This window comes from Clostridium sp. OM05-9 (assembly GCF_003481465.1).
In the GTDB taxonomy this organism is placed as follows: domain Bacteria; phylum Bacillota; class Clostridia; order Lachnospirales; family Lachnospiraceae; genus Coprococcus; species Coprococcus ammoniilyticus.
In genome coordinates this window covers 225,257-241,815 of record NZ_QULF01000004.1, presented here as the reverse complement: position 1 = coordinate 241,815, position 16,559 = coordinate 225,257, and the positions used below count along the sequence as shown (strand labels likewise).

At 42.2% G+C, this 16,559-nt stretch carries 13 protein-coding genes, 1 tRNA gene and 1 riboswitch; all 14 genes read left to right on the top strand.

What is annotated here, in order from left to right; genetic code table 11:
• The first annotated feature begins 5 nt into the window (after positions 1-5).
• The 14 genes from DXB77_RS08330 (at position 6) to DXB77_RS08265 (ending at position 16,446) form a co-directional block, all read left to right on the top strand.
• A complete protein-coding gene (locus tag DXB77_RS08330) occupies positions 6-263 on the top strand; it encodes an HPr family phosphocarrier protein (protein WP_021944838.1) in 258 nt (85 codons plus the stop codon).
• 97 nt (positions 264-360) lie between these two features.
• Positions 361-3,081: an SEL1-like repeat protein gene (locus tag DXB77_RS08325; protein WP_118663012.1), complete on the top strand. Its 2,721-nt coding sequence runs from the start codon at positions 361-363 to the stop codon at positions 3,079-3,081.
• 120 nt (positions 3,082-3,201) lie between these two features.
• A complete protein-coding gene (locus DXB77_RS08320) occupies positions 3,202-4,482 on the top strand; it encodes a DUF4143 domain-containing protein (RefSeq protein ID WP_226801065.1) in 1,281 nt (426 codons plus the stop codon).
• Between the two features lie 5 nt (positions 4,483-4,487).
• Positions 4,488-4,560: transfer RNA gene (locus DXB77_RS08315), tRNA-Thr, on the top strand.
• A 270-nt stretch (positions 4,561-4,830) separates the two neighbouring features.
• Positions 4,831-5,385, top strand: coding sequence for a DUF5662 family protein (locus DXB77_RS08310; protein WP_117785204.1), 555 nt, complete (start codon positions 4,831-4,833; stop codon positions 5,383-5,385).
• Positions 5,386-5,467: 82 nt separating this feature from the next.
• Positions 5,468-9,019, top strand: a complete 3,552-nt coding sequence (locus tag DXB77_RS08305; RefSeq protein WP_118663011.1) for a DNA polymerase III subunit alpha — start codon at positions 5,468-5,470, stop codon at positions 9,017-9,019.
• A gap of 77 nt (positions 9,020-9,096) precedes the next feature.
• Positions 9,097-9,903: a 23S rRNA (guanosine(2251)-2'-O)-methyltransferase RlmB gene (gene rlmB, locus DXB77_RS08300; protein ID WP_182427537.1), complete on the top strand. Its 807-nt coding sequence runs from the start codon at positions 9,097-9,099 to the stop codon at positions 9,901-9,903.
• A gap of 107 nt (positions 9,904-10,010) precedes the next feature.
• On the top strand, positions 10,011-10,640 hold the full coding sequence (locus tag DXB77_RS08295; protein WP_226801066.1) for a single-stranded DNA-binding protein: 630 nt from the start codon (positions 10,011-10,013) through the stop codon (positions 10,638-10,640).
• A 107-nt stretch (positions 10,641-10,747) separates the two neighbouring features.
• A riboswitch (Lysine riboswitch) is annotated at positions 10,748-10,922 on the top strand.
• 117 nt (positions 10,923-11,039) lie between these two features.
• Positions 11,040-11,924, top strand: a complete 885-nt coding sequence (gene dapA, locus DXB77_RS08290) for a 4-hydroxy-tetrahydrodipicolinate synthase (RefSeq protein WP_021944845.1) — start codon at positions 11,040-11,042, stop codon at positions 11,922-11,924.
• 226 nt (positions 11,925-12,150) lie between these two features.
• Positions 12,151-12,906 carry a 4-hydroxy-tetrahydrodipicolinate reductase gene (gene dapB / locus DXB77_RS08285; RefSeq protein ID WP_118615786.1) on the top strand — a complete coding sequence of 252 codons (756 nt, stop codon included), beginning with the start codon at positions 12,151-12,153 and terminating at the stop codon, positions 12,904-12,906.
• A gap of 8 nt (positions 12,907-12,914) precedes the next feature.
• Complete coding sequence (locus DXB77_RS08280; protein ID WP_008401359.1) at positions 12,915-13,241, top strand: DUF6145 family protein; 327 nt, start codon at positions 12,915-12,917, stop codon at positions 13,239-13,241.
• 9 nt (positions 13,242-13,250) lie between these two features.
• A complete protein-coding gene (locus DXB77_RS08275; RefSeq protein WP_021944847.1) occupies positions 13,251-14,024 on the top strand; it encodes a type III pantothenate kinase in 774 nt (257 codons plus the stop codon).
• An 8-nt stretch (positions 14,025-14,032) separates the two neighbouring features.
• Positions 14,033-14,986 (top strand): tRNA dihydrouridine synthase DusB, encoded by a 954-nt coding sequence (dusB, locus tag DXB77_RS08270; RefSeq protein ID WP_117808476.1) that lies wholly within the window; start codon positions 14,033-14,035, stop codon positions 14,984-14,986.
• Positions 14,987-15,477: 491 nt separating this feature from the next.
• Positions 15,478-16,446, top strand: a complete 969-nt coding sequence (locus tag DXB77_RS08265) for a 3D domain-containing protein (protein ID WP_226801067.1) — start codon at positions 15,478-15,480, stop codon at positions 16,444-16,446.
• Positions 16,447-16,559 lie beyond the last annotated feature (113 nt).

The following is a 16,559-nucleotide window of genomic DNA, read 5'->3' as shown; positions in this document are numbered from 1 at the left end:
AAAAAATGTTAGAAAGAACAGTTAAGGTAGCCATGACCGAAGGAACCGAAGAAAGACCAGTGGCAGTGCTTGTACAGATCGCAAGTCAGTATGAGAGCCAGATTCATCTTGTATCAGATGACAAAAAAATCAATGCCAAGAGCATTATGGGCATGATGAGTATGGGATTTACAGAAGGACAGGAGATTACGGTCATTGCAGATGGAAAAGATGAAGCAGCAGCAGTAAAGGAGATCTCAGAATATCTGACAGCGAATGCATAAAATCTTCTGTTAATTAATTGGTGTTTTTATTGCACGCTTTGGTTGAATGTGATAAAATCAGATTATTAATGGATATGTGTCATCGGAGGAAGCAGATATGGGATTTTTTGATGGAATTTTTAAGAAAATACCTTTCGTGTCCAGATTCTCGAAAAAGAAAGCGCCGGTTAATAATGTAGAGTTACAGTATAACAAGGCTATGAATCTTATGGATAATGGTGATTCTGAAGAATCTGTTAAGATACTGGAACAGGTTGCAGATATCGGTATTATGGATACCCAGTACAAATCATATGGAGATGATGCCCTTCTCGCACTTGCTGAGTTTTATGAAAAGGGTGTTTACCGCAACGCAAAAATAAATGTAGATATGAACAAGTCTACAAAATACTACGAGAAGTATGTGAATCAGAACCGTGATGGTGATGTGATATACAAGCTTGCTAAGATGATGCTGGAAATCCAGAATTTTTCAAAGGCAATCAAGTACTTCGAGATGGCAGCAACGGATTATGGTATCAAGGCAGCATACATGAGCCTTGGTTCTATTTATGAAAGTGGTCTGAACCGGATTGATGAATATGGAAATAAGAGTGATTTCGTCGTTCCTGTTGATCTGGAAAAGGCAATGCAGTGGTATAAGAAGCTTGCTGATGCCGGTGACGCAAAGGCAAGGGCATCTTATGAGCGCGTGTTATATGCAAGCACACATGAAGATAGTCTGGAATTTGAGGAAAAAGATAAGCTGTATACGGAGATTTCCCAGAGAAGAAAAGAAAAGGGAAAAGAGCCACGATATAAGGTGATCGAGGCATCCAGGTTACAGTATCAGTATTCCTATGTACACAATCAGGTGGAAGGATATATCCACAAACTTCCAAAAGACTGGGTAAAGACGATTAATGAGTCAACCGGTGAAGAATATTACGCACCAAGCCTTACATATAAAGACTTTGCAATCTATGTTTATTATGACAGTATACCAAAGGATTCTAAGAAGACGTTGGAAAACTATCTGAGATATTGTAATGATGCATTTGACGAAGATTTACAGTTGAAAGCATATATTACAGAGTATGCAGATGGTATCTGCACGACATACTACCATAAGGATATGGAAAAGGGTATTGTTTCATTTGCGTTCTATCAGGGAAGACGACTGGCATGTATGCGTTTCGTATGTGCAACGATGGAGATCATTGAACAGTACGAGGAGATTATCTTCGAGGTAGCAAACTCATTTGCATTTATTGATCCGACACTGGTCAGTGAAGAAAGTGCAAACCGGAGAGATATGCAGTATTACAATGAAGCAATCTACTGTTACTATCTGGAAGATTATGAAGGTGCTATGAAGGCTGCAAAGCAGGCACTGAAGTTTGGAAGCATCAAAGCAAGTTATCTGCTTGTAGAGTTATACTATGATGAGGACAGCCCATACCGTGATCTGGAAAAGACGATCAGTTATGCAAAGCAGTTGTTTGAAGCGACGAAGGATCCGGAACTTGCGTTCCTGATTGGTAATGTATACGATCAGCAGATGAAAGATTACATGAAAGCTTTGAACTGGTACGAGAATGCAGAACGGCTGGGACATAAGCGAGTTGCATTCTATCTGGGACGTATTTATTATTATGGATTACTCCGTACCAAGAGAGATGGAAGAAAGGCTCTGGAATATTTCAAGAAGGCAAGAGGGAACGGTATACCGGAAGCAGAAGGTTATATCAAGGATCTTGAGGAACTGAAGGGTGAAGATCTCCAGACGGCCGTTGAGAAATGGGAAAGAGCGGTTCAGGCAGGAAGTGAATCTGCAGCAATTAAGATCGCAATGATGAAACAACAGCAGATTTTCTATATAGCAACGCCGTACGAGATTGAGAAAGCATATCTGGAAGCACTTGGACTTGGAAGTGCCAGAGCAGGATATGAACTTGGACGTATCTATCAGCTTCAGGAGAAACAGGAAAACTATAAGGGCGAGATCAAGAGTATCAAGTATTTTGAGAAAGCCTTTAATGCGAACTTTGATGACTGGGATAAGGAAAATCTGTTCAGAGTTATTAATTACAAGGTTGAAAAGGGACTCGATAACGAAGAGGCTATCAAGCTCTATATCGAAAATGCAAGTATGGGTTACGTTCCGGCTATCGAAAAGCTGTTTGAACTGGTTCCGTTTACAACACAGCAGATCTGGAGTTTGTATGATGCACTGATCGAGCTAGCAGAGACTGGTGATGAGACTGCTATCGTAGCGATGAACAAACTGGAAATGCATTATGTAGATCTGATTATCCGTGAACCGGGTAAGGGACAGAAGATTGTGGAGAACAAGTTTTTCCGCTTATGTGTTCCAAAAGAATGTTCAGCAACGATCAATGATGAAGGCGGTACGATTAAGCTCGCCGATTCTGTTGTTGAATTTGCGGTGGCTGAGATGCCTGTCAATGCGACAGCAGAGCAGGATTATCTGAAGATTTATAAACTGATCGTATCAGAATATCTGCCAGATGAGAATGCAGAGGTTATTATTGCGAACTCCAGAATGATCGGTTCCGCGATCAGAAGTTCGAAGGATAACATCCATACATACAGTATTCTTTTGATCAGCTCAAAGAATCAGTATATCTTTAAGCTTAGTTCGAAGGACAGACGGGAGATGATGCAGTTCAAAGATGTATTGAACACGATTGCAAAATCTCTGGTTGAGACTGGTGAGATCTACAAAGCAACAGGTGAAAACAGAAAGAACATTGGTCTTGCATTCCTTCTTAAGGCAAATGAGAATGGATTCCTTTCGATAGGAAAAGATGCTTAATAGAATTTAGAACAATATGTTTTAAAGCAGTATCTTGCCCGGAGAATAATTCTTCGGGCAAGTGTCTGTTGAAGCAGCATGTAGAAATGACAAATGTGTTTGTCGTAGAGGTGAGTACAAATGTTTAGAAATATCATGAACAATCTGGCAACATGGTATGAGATTGGAGAAAATAAAGCAGCACTCATTAGAGGAGGAAAGTTTGTAGGAAAGACATGGGCAGCCCTTGATTTTGCTACAGGTTTTTTTGATGAACACATTCTTATCGATCTGGAGCAGTATCCGGATTTTTGTCAGTATATTTCAAAGGAGAGAAAGCCGGAGAAACTACATGCGAAATTAACAACTTCATTGGATAAATATGACTTTCAGGGAAAGTTATTGATTTTTGATAATGTACAGCTTAGTACAATGGCGGTTCCGAATCTGGTAGAATATGCCAGAGTAAGCAGCGGCGTACGAATCTGTATGCTTGCAACAGTGAATGGAATGTTGCCGGGTGAAGCAGAATGCCAGGATGATCTCTTTGTGTATGAGTTAACGCCGATGACCTTTGATGAGTTTTTAAAGGCAGGAAAAGGCAGAAAGCTCTGGAAGTACATTGAGAACCAGAGACTGGAAGGATTGCCGGAGGAGGTACGGGCAAGCGTAGATACGATGCTGGATGCATTTTTAGTGACCGGGGGAATGCCGGAAGCGGTAAATGCATATTACAAAAATGAAAATTTTGAAGAAGTTGACGGTATTTTGCAAAAAACACTTGACAAGATGACCGAATATATAGTAAAAGTAACACCGAAGAAACTTTTAACAAAGGTGATGCTGATCTGGAACAGTATTCCTGTTCAGCTTACCAAAGAGAATAAAAAGTTTATGTACGGATACGTAGATCCAAAGGCGAGAGCCAGAGAGTATGAGTCGTCAGTTGACCATCTTGTACGGATCGGAGTTGTCCGTCAGGTGTACCGTGTAAAACATGGTATATTGCCACTTGCAGAGCAGGTGGATGAAAAGTCCTTTGAGATCTATCATTTGGATCATGGCCTTTTAAGGATTATGGCAGGCATTCATTATTATGATATAGATCAGACCAATATCGTTGATACGATGGATGGCATGATAGCCGAGCAGTATGCGATGGAAGAATTATATGCGAATAAGAATATTGGCAGGTTGTTCTTCTGGATATCATCTGCAACAGCGAAGGTTGATTTTGTGTATGAAGGTGATGGTGAGGTTGTACCGGTTGATGTACAGACAGAGCCACATACGAAAGCACAGAGTTCCAAGGTGTTCAAGCAGAGATATAACAATGCAACGTCTATCAGAATTTCAACAGATGACATGTATATGAATAACGGACTTTTAAATGTTCCGCTATACGGCATCTGGAACTTTTAACAAACGCCGAAATAGCTCAGTTGGTAGAGCAACGCATTCGTAATGCGTGGGTCGAGGGTTCGAGTCCCTTTTTCGGCTTTGAACCTTATACCCCGAAACCTAAGAGAAAGCAAGGGATTCGGGGTATTTTTATGTCTTAAAATGGTTTTAGGGGCAGTTTAGGGGTAGAATTATGAAATTAAATTATAATAAAGCGGAGGTATTATCCTTTTTTAATGGATGATAAAAATAATCGCAATTTTTCTCAGGTAACTGCTTCCTTGGGTGTTGGCAAAAAGGAAAAAATGAAATACAATAAAAAGATGGATAATATTTAGAATAAAATCGGAGATGAAACGTTTCATGAACATGAACTGGTATAAACATTTGAAAACGATCAACCATCATAAGTGGCTGGTTATGAAAAACTGCTTCCGGGTAGGCTTATATAAACAGGGACTGCTGCATGATCTGTCCAAATATTCTTGGACGGAGTTCTCAGTGGGGGTGAAGTATTATCAGGGAGACCGAAGCCCGAATGATGCGGAACGAGAGGATAAAGGCTATACAAGTGCCTGGCTGCATCATAAAGGAAGGAATAAGCATCATCTGGAATATTGGGTAGATTATAGCACAGATCATTCCGGTGCGTTAGCGGGCTGTAAAATGCCGGAAAAATATGTAGTTGAGATGTTCTGTGACCGGATTGCAGCAAGTAAGAATTATAATAAAGAGAAGTATAACGATTCTTTCCCATTGGAATATTTCAGAAAAGGTAAGGCTAGAAAGAATCATCTGCTCCATCCGGAAACGGATGCATTGCTTGAGAGTTTGCTGGTGATGCTGGCAGAAAAAGGGGAGGATTATACCTTTGACTATATACGGCGGGAAGTACTGCATAATAAAAGACCGAAGAAAAAATAGAAATAAGATCGTTATTGACAGTAACGTCAGACTGGAGAAAGTAAACAAACGGAAGAGAGGCTGAAAAGCCGGAGGGATAAATATGGATTTTACACATTTACATGTGCATACAGAATATAGCTTGCTGGATGGCTCGGCGAAGATCAAGAGTCTGGTAAAGCGTGCGAAGGAACTGGGGTATGATTCACTTGCGATCACCGATCATGGCGTTATGTATGGAGTTATTGATTTTTATGAGGCAGCAAGGGCAGAGGGGATCAAGCCGATCATAGGCTGCGAGATCTATGTCAGTCCGGGGTCACGATTTGACCGTGAGAATACCAGAGGTGAGGAACGATATTATCATCTGGTGCTGCTCGCAGAAAACAATCAGGGATATAAGAACCTGTCTAAGATTGTATCCAGAGGTTTTACAGAGGGCTTTTATTATAAGCCGAGAGTAGATATGGAAGTGCTGGAACAATACCATGAGGGCATTATCGCGCTTTCGGCCTGTCTGGCGGGTGAGGTTGCCGTCAATTTAAGAAAGAACAACTATGAAGGAGCGAAAGAGGCAGCACTCCGTCATTTGAAGATATTTGGAGAAAACAATTATTTCCTTGAGATGCAGGATCATGGGCTGGCAGAGCAGGCGACGGTAAATGCAGGTGTTATGCGGTTGTCCAAAGAACTGGGTATCCCGATGGTCGTAACGAATGATTCTCACTATATCCTTGCAGAGGACTGGGAGGCACACGATATCCTTCTGTGTATCCAGACAAACCGGAAGGTACATGAAGAAGATCGTATGCGCTATACAGGTGGACAGTATTATCTGAAATCCAAAGAAGAAATGTATGAGCTTTTCCCTTATGCGAAGGAGGCTCTTGCAAATACGCAGAAGATTGCAGACCGTTGTAATGTAGAGATCGTATTTGGCGAGCAGAAGGTGCCGGAATTTGATGTGCCGGATGGACTGACGGCCGAGGAGTATCTGGAAAAGCTCTGTATGGAGGGAATCAGGAAGCGTTATAACCCGGTAACACCGGAGTTGATGGAGCGTCTGACCTATGAGATCAATACGATCAAGAAAATGGGATATGTAGATTATTTTCTGATCGTATCGGACTTTATAAGATATGCAAAGGATCATGGGATTGCTGTCGGACCCGGCCGTGGATCTGCGGCAGGCAGTATCGTAGCGTATTGCCTTGAGATCACAAATATTGACCCAATCCGTTATAACTTACTGTTTGAACGATTTCTGAACCCGGAGCGTGTATCCATGCCTGATATCGATGTGGATTTTTGTTACGAGAGAAGGCAGGAAGTTATCGATTATGTTGTCCGTAAATATGGAAAAGAAAAGGTCGTACAGATCGTAACCTTCCAGACGATGGCGGCACGAAATGTTATCCGTGATGTTGGTCGCGCACTGGATCTCCCATATGCACTTTGTGATGCGGTAGCAAAGACGATCCCGATGGAGATCGGCATGAATATTGACACAGCTCTGAAGGTCAGCAAGGATCTGAAAGAGATGTATGAGGAAAATGCAGATGTCAAACAGTTGATCGATATGGCAAGAAAGTTAGAGGGACTTCCAAGAAATACCGGTATGCATGCGGCCGGTGTCGTGATCGGCAGAGATTCTATCGATGAATATGTACCGCTTGCAAGAGGCGGTGATGATTCGATCATCACCCAGTTTACAATGACAACAATCGAGCGATTAGGACTTCTGAAAATGGACTTTCTTGGACTTCGTACTCTGACCGTTATTCAGGATGCAGTAAAGTTTATAAAGCAGGAGACCGGAGTTGATATTGATATCGATCATATCGATTATGATGATAAAAAGGTATTCGAGTTGATTACGTCAGGTAAGACAGAGGGTATCTTCCAGCTTGAAAGTTCCGGTATGAAGAACTTCATGAAGGAGTTAAAGCCTCAGAGTCTGGAAGATGTCATAGCCGGAATCTCTCTGTACCGCCCGGGACCTATGGATTTTATTCCAAACTATATCAATGGTAAGGAACATCCGGAGAAGATTGCCTATGACGTGCCGGAGCTTCAGGAGATCCTGGAACCAACCTATGGCTGTATTGTATATCAGGAGCAGGTTATGCAGATCGTTATGAAGCTTGCCGGATATACACTAGGACGAAGCGATCTGGTGCGCCGTGCCATGTCAAAGAAGAAAGCAGATGTCATGGCGAAGGAACGCCAGTATTTCGTATATGGAAATGAAGAATTAGGAGTGCCGGGCTGTATCGCCAGAGGCATCCCGGAAGCAACTGCAAATAAAATCTTCGATGATATGACGGATTTTGCAAAATATGCATTTAACAAATCTCATGCAGCAGCATATGCGGTTGTTGCCTATCAGACAGCATTTTTAAAATGCTATTATCCGGTTGAATTTATGGCGGCGCTGATGTCATCAGTAAAGGATAACAGTTCCAAGGTGGCGGGTTATATTCAGTCCTGCCGCCAGATGGGAATCCAGATCCTGCCGCCGGATATCAATGAAGGCTACAGCGGCTTCTCAGCAGCCAAGGGTGCGATACGATATGGCATGTCAGGGATCAAGAGTGTCGGAAGTGCAGTAGTAGACCGGATTGTAGAAGAACGGGAGGCAAATGGACCGTATAAAGACATGAAGGACTTTCTGGTTCGTATGACACCGAAGGAGACCAATAAGAAGACGGTTGAAGCATTGATCCTTGGAGGTGCATTTGACAGCTTTGGTGTGAAGAGACGCCAGATGATGATGGCATATCCGATGATGATCGATGAAGTCTATAAAGAGCGGAAAAATTCATCTGCAGGACAGATGTCATTTGCAGAATTTTTTGGCGGTGAGTTTGCAGAAGCGGCAAAGACGAAATTCCCGGATGTAGAGGAATATGACGAGCAGGAGAAGCTGGCACTTGAGAAATCTGTGCTTGGTATCTATATATCCGGCCACCCGCTTCTTGATTATGAGAAACTGATGAGTGAGAAAACGGCATTTTCATCGGTGGATTTCATGATCGATGAGGAAGAAGGACGGGCAAGAGTTCCGGATCAGAGTATCTGTATTCTTGGCGGCATGGTAGCAGGTGTTACGGTGAAGCTGACAAAGAACAATCAGAACATGGCATTTGTTACGTTGGAGGACATGGTCGGACAGACGGAGATCATTGTATTTCCAAAGAAATATGAAGATTATCGGGAGAAACTGACGGCAGATAATAAGATCTTTGTAAAGGGTCGGGCGACGGTTTCAGAGGAGGACGCGAAGCTGATCGCGGAAGAGATCCTGACCTTTGATGAAGTGGCGGCAGGAAATGATTTCAGCCGTTATAATAACAGTGGCAGGATGAAGCCTCGCAGAGAAAATACAGGAAAACCGGAATTTACAGAGGGTGATCTGCAGGTCTGGGTATGCTTTGATGATAGAAAAGAATATGATGAGCTGGAGAAAGAGTTCCTGTCAATCCTGGAAGAATATAAAGGAAACTGTCCGGTATATATATTCATCAAACAGGAAAAGCAATACAAGAATATGGGAAGGGGCTTTATGGTAGACGGAGCTTCCGGTATCGTAGACCGGCTGAAGCTGGAATATGGTGTCAGCCGTGTAACCGTTCGTCCGAATAAGAAGAAATAGCAGCGTTCTTGTCTGGATTGCTTACATGGCAGATTCTGAAGGATTGCTGGAAAAGAAAATGACAGGAGGATGCAGGTATGGAGATCATTACTGCAAATTCAAATCCTAAGATAAAGAATATCAACAAGTTAAATAAAAATGCGGCATTCCGCAAAGAAGAACAGGTATTTATAGTAGAAGGAAGCCGTATGTTTCGGGAACTTCCGGTTGACCGGGTAAAGCAGGTGTTTGTATCGGAAACGGCATATAGAAAATATGAAGCGGAGCTTTCTGTAAAAGGGATCACAGAACAGGACGGACGACTGGTTGTTGTATCAGACAGTGTGTTTCAGTCGATGTCACAGACGAAAACCCCGCAGGGACTTCTTGCTGTCGTGGATAGATATCACTACACGATGGATGATTTGATTTCTGTGATGACTAAACATGAGGGGGGAAACACTTTTTTGGTGCTGGAATCCATACAGGATCCCGGTAATCTAGGTACGATCGTGCGGACAGCAGAGGCTGCTGACGTTACAGGTATTATCATTGGAGGGGATTCCTGTGATATATACAATCCTAAGGTGGTACGATCTACAATGGGAACGATCTTCCGGGTGCCATTTGTCTATGTGGATGATCTCATGGGTACGGTTGACAGGTTAAAGGAACATGGAATTGTTGTCTATGGGGCGCATCTGGACGGACAGGATCTGTACGCGGGAAAACTTGAAAAGAACAATGCATTCCTGATCGGAAATGAAGGAAACGGTCTGACCTATGAACTTTCTGCAAAGGCTGACCGCCTGATCCGTATTCCGATGGCAGGTCAGGTGGAATCCTTAAATGCTGCAATTTCAGCGACACTTCTTGCATATGAAGCATACAGGCAGCGAAAATGATCGGATAATAGACAAAACAAGACAAAAAAAGGCAGCATATCTTCTGGTATATAAGAATATATTTTATGGTATACATTCGAAGGGATATACCAGAAGGGAGAAAAAGCATGGAAAAAACATTAAACAATAACCAGGTGATCGTAGCGGGGGAGATCGCGTCAGACTTTACGTTCAGTCATGAGATCTTCGGAGAGGGATTTTATATGGTGGATCTTGTTGTTGCCAGACTGAGTGATACCTATGACGTAATACCACTTATGGTATCTGACCGGTTATTTGATGTAGAAAATTCCCATATTGGGGAAAAGGTGGTTGCAAGAGGACAGTTCCGTTCTTATAACAAACATGAGGAGACGAGAAACCGTCTGATCTTATCGGTATTTGTCAGGGAGATATCGGTACTGGATGATGAGGAGGACGAAGCGGGAAACAAACCAAATCAGATTTATCTGGATGGTTATATCTGCAAGGAGCCGGTGTACCGTATGACACCACTTGGAAGAGAGATTGCAGATATTCTGCTTGCAGTTAACCGGGCATATGGCAAGAGTGACTATATTCCATGTATCTGCTGGGGCAGAAATGCAAGATTTGCAGGGAAGCTGAAGGTAGGGGAGCATGTTGCGGTCTGGGGCAGGATCCAGAGCCGGGAATATCAGAAACGGATCGGGAATGACCAGATCATCAGCAAGACGGCTTATGAGGTATCTGTCAGCAAAATGGAATGTCTGGAGTAGCACGGCAAAGGGACGGTAAAGCAATGAACAGGCAGGGAAAAGAAGTTGTTACATATTGACAGAAACAGACAGGAATGATATAGTAATTTTATCTAATGGAAAAAAGAAAATTCAGTAGAGGCGCGGTATTTATCAGTAAATATATGGATATATATGGAGGTAGATGATATGTGTTGAAAGGGGATACCGCCGAAGGAAGCAGTTATCCATAGGGCTGTAACCTGGTTGTGCAGCGAATAACTGTATGACTGTCATCGTCACAGATGGAGGGCTACTTTTTCAGAAAGTATATTATTTCTAAAGGTCGGCGCTCGCGTGCCGGCCTTTTATACTGTATAGAAGAAGTAAAATTGATTCCACGAGGATTTACAGGTTTTAGATTTTAAGGAGGAAAAATTTATGTCAATTTTTGAAGGTTCAGGTGTAGCGTTAGTAACACCATTTAAGGAGAATGGCGAGGTTGATTTCGATAAGATGAAGGAGCTTGTTGAATTCCATATTGCAAATGGTACAGATGCCATTATCGTATGTGGAACAACAGGTGAAGCATCTACATTATCACATGAAGAACATCTCGCATGTATAAAGGCATGTGTAGAATATGTAGATCACAGAATCCCTGTTATCGCAGGTGCAGGTTCTAATTGTACAGGAACAGCTATTTACCTTTCTACAGAGGCAGAGAGCTATGGCGTAGATGGATTACTGTTAGTAACACCATATTACAACAAGGCAACCCAGAATGGTCTGATCGCACACTTTACAGCTATTGCGAATTCTGTAAAGATTCCAATTATCTTATACAATGTACCATCCCGTACAGGATGTAACATTCAGCCGGAGACAGCAGTTACACTTGCAAAGACTGTACCAAATATCGTAGGTATCAAGGAAGCGTCCGGTAATATCGCACAGGTAGTTAAGCTTGCAAAACTGGCAGATGGCTGTATCGATATTTATTCCGGTAACGATGATCAGGTAGTACCACTCCTGTCATTAGGTGGAAAGGGTGTTATCTCTGTAACAGCAAATATTGCTCCAAGAGATGTACATGATATGGTTAAGAAATTCATGGACGGCGATGTAAAGGGAAGTCTTGATATCCAGTTAAAGACGATCGATTTGTGTGAGGCATTGTTCTGTGAAGTAAATCCAATTCCTGTTAAGAAAGCAGTTGAGCTTATGGGCTTATGCGGCGGAACAATGAGAATGCCATTAACAGAGATGGAGCCTGCACATGTAGAGAAGTTAAAGGCCGCAATGACAGCGTACGGCTTACTTTAGAATAAAAAGAAAATACAGATGATCCGGTAGAGGATTAGGCTGTATGATATAAACAAAGATGGACAGAAGGGATACAGGAATCTGTCTGTAGTATATAAAATCCCGCAGGTTCTGCGGGATTTTTGTTTAGTTTGCGGGTACTCAGCCAAAGCTCATGTCTGCATGAGAGATTTGGCGGCTGCTACGGCAGAATGAGAAAAACACAGGATAAATGGAGGAAAAGAAAATGGTTCGAATTATAATGCATGGATGTAATGGTAAGATGGGACAGGTGATCACAGGACTTGTAGCGGATGATCCGAATGCACAGATCGTTGCAGGCATTGATATCGCAGATAACAGAGATAACGGATATCCGGTATTTACAGATATTAAAAAGTGTGATGTGGCGGCAGATGTAATCGTTGACTTTGCAGCAGCAGTAGCAGTGGATGCACTTCTTGATTACAGTGTGGAAAAACAGATCCCGGTAGTTCTCTGTACAACCGGTTTAAGTGATGAACAGCTTGCAAAGGTAAAAGAATGCAGTGCGAAGGTTGCAATCTTAAAGTCAGCCAATATGTCACTTGGAATCAACACTTTGATGAAGCTGTTAAAGGATGCCGCAAATGTATTTGCACCGGCAGGCTATGATATCGAGATCATTGAGAAGCATCATAACCAGAAGGTAGATGCACCATCCGGAACAGCGATAGCACTTGCGGATTCTATTAATGAAGCAAGAGGCGGAGAATATGAATATGTCTACGACAGAAGTCAGGTCAGAAAAAAGAGAGATAAGAAAGAGCTTGGTATCTCAGCCGTTCGTGGCGGAACGATTGTTGGAGAACATGAGGTCATCTTTGCGGGAATCGATGAAGTGATCGAGTTCAAGCATACAGCATATTCCAAGTCAGTATTTGCAAAGGGCGCAGTAGAAGCCGCAAAATTCCTGGCAGGAAAACCGGCAGGCATGTATGATATGGCAGATGTGATAGGATAGGAGAAACAATGAAACCAGAAAAGGTTGTATTATGTGCTAGTTCGAAGTACGAACAGAAATTTTATCTGAATGAGGAGTTTAAAGGACTTCCGGAAGAAATAAAAAAAGAATTAAAAATCATGTGTGTATTGTTTACAGAGGATGTAGGTGGTATACTGAGGCTTGAATTTGACCAGGAGGGAAGCCTGAATCTTGTAACAGAAGCATTTGATGAGGATTTGTTATATGATGAGATCGGATGTGAGTTGAAGATCAAGCAGTTACAGAAGGACAAGCAGCAGTTGTTTTCCAGTCTGGAATTGTTTTATAAGGTATTTTATCTGGAAGACTATTAGAGGTGAGAGATGCTATTTGCAATTGATGTAGGAAATACGAATATCACGATGGGATTATTTGACGGAGAAAAGTTAGAGAAGACATTCCGTATGACGACGGGAATATCGAGAACTTCAGATGAGTTTGGTGTATTTTTGGGAGAATTGCTTCGAATGAGAAATCTTCCGTTAGATGTAATTGATGAAGTTATTATTGCATCTGTAGTACCAAATGTGATGCATTCCCTGACAAATGGAATAAGAAAATATTTTAAGTTAGATCCTCTGATCGTGGAGCCTGGGGTAAAAACAGGTATTAATATTACGATTCCAAATCCAAGACAGCTTGGTGCAGACCGTATCGTAGATGCGGTAGCAGCGTACCATATGTATGGCGGACCTGTGCTGGTGATCGATTTTGGAACTGCAACCACATATGATCTGGTAAATGGAGATGGTTCATTTATAGCAGGTGTAACTTCACCGGGTATTCGCCTGGGTGCAAATGCATTATGGAGCGGAACAGCGAAGCTGCCGGAAATTGAGATCAAGGTGCCGGATACGGTACTGTGTAAGGATACGATCTCCAGTATGCAGGCAGGTGTATGTCTTGGCTATATCGGACAGACAGAATACATTGTAAAGCGTATGCGGAAGGAATCCGGCTTTGATAATATGAAGGTTGTTGCGACCGGTGGACTTGGTAAGATGATTTATGAGAATACCGACTGCATCGATACCTATGATCCGGATCTGACACTGTATGGTCTTCGAATTATTATGGATAAACAAAAACAGGCATAGGAGTATTTATGGATTTTACGAATAAACTTGTTTTGGCGCCAATGGCTGGGGTGTGTGACCAGCCATTTCGTTTGTTGGCGAAAGAACAGGGCTGCGATATTTTATATACGGAAATGATTAGTGCAAAGGGACTGTATTATAATAATAAGAATACAGTACCGCTTCTTGCGGTATCGCCGGCAGAGGATCCGATCGGTGTGCAGCTGTTTGGTTCGGATCCGGAGCTGCTTGCAGAGATGGCGAAGAAGATCGAAGACCGTGGATTTGCATTTGTCGATGTGAATATGGGATGTCCGGTTCCAAAGATTGTAAATAACGGCGAGGGATCTGCACTGATGAAGGATCCGTTGCTAATAGGAAAGATCGTGTCGGCAATGACAAAAGCGTGTAAGCTGCCAATCACGATCAAGATCCGCAGCGGCTTTGACAGTGGGCATATTAACGCGCCGGAGATTGCACATATAGCAGAGGAAAGCGGTGCGGCTGCTGTGGCTGTTCATGGCAGGACCAGAGAACAGTATTATCACGGACATGCAGACTGGGGCGTGATCGCAGACGTGAAAGCGGCTGTGAAGATTCCTGTGATCGGGAATGGTGATATTCTGACTCCGGAGGATGTAATTCGGATGAAAGAGCAGACCAACTGTGATGCCTTTATGATCGGAAGAGGTGCGCGTGGCAATCCATGGATCTTCCATGAATTAAAGACATACTTTGAGACAGGAGAGATTCCGGCAAGACCGGATAAGCAGCAGGTGAAGGAGACGATGCTTCGCCATGCCAGACTGATGATTGATTTTAAAGGGGAATTTACAGGAATCCATGAGATGCGGAAGCATGTGGCATGGTATTCGGCAGGTATGTATGATTCTTCCAGACTTCGGAATCTGATCAATCAGGTAGAGAACTATGACGAGATGGTGGAACTGCTTGATGCATGGACAGATGGAATGCTGCTTTAAGTCATGTATGAATCCGCAGGTGTGTCAGACGTTGTTTGGAGTTATAATATAATACGTTTAGATGCAGTTATGATACAGTTTTGAAAATGTTTTAACATAATTAATAAGGATAATAGAAACAAATAGAGATGATTTTGAAATATATGCAGCCGGATGCGTGCGTGATTCAAAATTATTTCTATTTTTTTTAAGAAAAAATGCACTTTTGATGCTAAAATTTAAGAAATTACCTTCGTGGAAGTGTCCAATGTGCTAAGTTGTTGCATAATTGTTAAGATGCTAAAATGTGCAATATACACAATTAATTAATGCACAAATTGGTTATAAATACCACAAAATAATGATGAAAGATTTTGTAGCTACGACATAATTGATAAAAATGGCTGGTTTGCTTGACCTTTTGATTGTCAGGCATTATAATAACAATACAAACAAGAGTTAATCTTTTTGTAACAATTTCGAAACCGAAAAGAAATTAAGGAGAGAATATTATGAAGAAATTTTCAAGCTCCAGCCAGATGTTTTCTGAGAATCTTAAGAAATATCTGAAAAGAGCAGGTATTGCTGTAGTATCCACTTCCCTTGGAGTTGCATCTGTGATCGCATTTGCATCCGATGAATCCAAACTCCATTCCGATGCAAAAATGATAGCTGTATCCCAGCTTGAATCTACAGCAATTGAAGATACTAAGGTTGAATATTCTAAGATTGAATACACAGATTTACAGAAGTCGATCAAGGACGCTGAGTTATCAGCTAAGATTGAGAAGACCGGAAAAGTAACAGAAGCAGTTGCATTGGCAAAGAAAGAAGAAGTACCGACAGAGGATGCCACAATAGCTACAGAAGCAGAGCTTGCTTTTGCTGAGAAGGAAGATACAACAAGTGCAAACCTCGTAGAGGATGTTACAGAAGAGACTGCTGAAGAACCAACAGAGGAAGCATCCTCCGCAGATATCACTGCAGAAGATATTACAACCGAGCTGGTAACAACAGAGGACACAGAAGTAACAACTACAGAAGAGACAGAATTAGCAAAGTCAAACGGTAAGAAATCAAAGAAGAATACAACAGAGGCTACAGATAAGAAGCAGCAGACAGGAATCGAAGCAACAGAAGCTACAGAGGAAGCAACAGCAGGTGCAATTCTTGTAGAAGATGACAGCTACCAGCCAGGAACTTATCTTGGTACATACACAACAACAGCTTATTGTGGATGTTCTCGTTGCTGTGGTAAGTCCGATGGAATTACAGCCAGCGGTACTTATGCAACAGAAGGAAGAACCATTGCAGCACCAAGCAGTTTTGCATTTGGTACAGAGCTTATCATTGATGGGCATACATATGTCGTTGAGGACAGAGGTGGTGCAATTCATGGTAACAGAATTGATATTTTCTTCTCAAGCCATCAGGCAGCTTTAAACTACGGAAGAAGAACTGTTGATGTATATGTTAAATAATTCAGTATAGACAGAGCGGGACAGAACCCAAAAGGTTCTGTCCTTTTTTGCGCAGCGAGTAGACCATGCCCTGCTCACTGTGTGGCAACGATAAAGCCCATGTATGGTAACAG

Excerpts from the sequence above, each read along its gene's own strand:
- DXB77_RS08330 (WP_021944838.1), top strand. The coding sequence starts at position 6 with ATGTTAGAAAGAACAGTTAAGGTAGCCATGACCGAAGGAACCGAAGAA.
- DXB77_RS08325 (WP_118663012.1), top strand. The coding sequence starts at position 361 with ATGGGATTTTTTGATGGAATTTTTAAGAAAATACCTTTCGTGTCCAGA.
- DXB77_RS08320 (WP_226801065.1), top strand. The coding sequence starts at position 3,202 with ATGTTTAGAAATATCATGAACAATCTGGCAACATGGTATGAGATTGGA.
- DXB77_RS08310 (WP_117785204.1), top strand. The coding sequence starts at position 4,831 with ATGAACTGGTATAAACATTTGAAAACGATCAACCATCATAAGTGGCTG.
- DXB77_RS08305 (WP_118663011.1), top strand. The coding sequence starts at position 5,468 with ATGGATTTTACACATTTACATGTGCATACAGAATATAGCTTGCTGGAT.
- rlmB (WP_182427537.1), top strand. The coding sequence starts at position 9,097 with ATGGAGATCATTACTGCAAATTCAAATCCTAAGATAAAGAATATCAAC.
- DXB77_RS08295 (WP_226801066.1), top strand. The coding sequence starts at position 10,011 with ATGGAAAAAACATTAAACAATAACCAGGTGATCGTAGCGGGGGAGATC.
- dapA (WP_021944845.1), top strand. The coding sequence starts at position 11,040 with ATGTCAATTTTTGAAGGTTCAGGTGTAGCGTTAGTAACACCATTTAAG.
- dapB (WP_118615786.1), top strand. The coding sequence starts at position 12,151 with ATGGTTCGAATTATAATGCATGGATGTAATGGTAAGATGGGACAGGTG.
- DXB77_RS08280 (WP_008401359.1), top strand. The coding sequence starts at position 12,915 with ATGAAACCAGAAAAGGTTGTATTATGTGCTAGTTCGAAGTACGAACAG.
- DXB77_RS08275 (WP_021944847.1), top strand. The coding sequence starts at position 13,251 with ATGCTATTTGCAATTGATGTAGGAAATACGAATATCACGATGGGATTA.
- dusB (WP_117808476.1), top strand. The coding sequence starts at position 14,033 with ATGGATTTTACGAATAAACTTGTTTTGGCGCCAATGGCTGGGGTGTGT.
- DXB77_RS08265 (WP_226801067.1), top strand. The coding sequence starts at position 15,478 with ATGAAGAAATTTTCAAGCTCCAGCCAGATGTTTTCTGAGAATCTTAAG.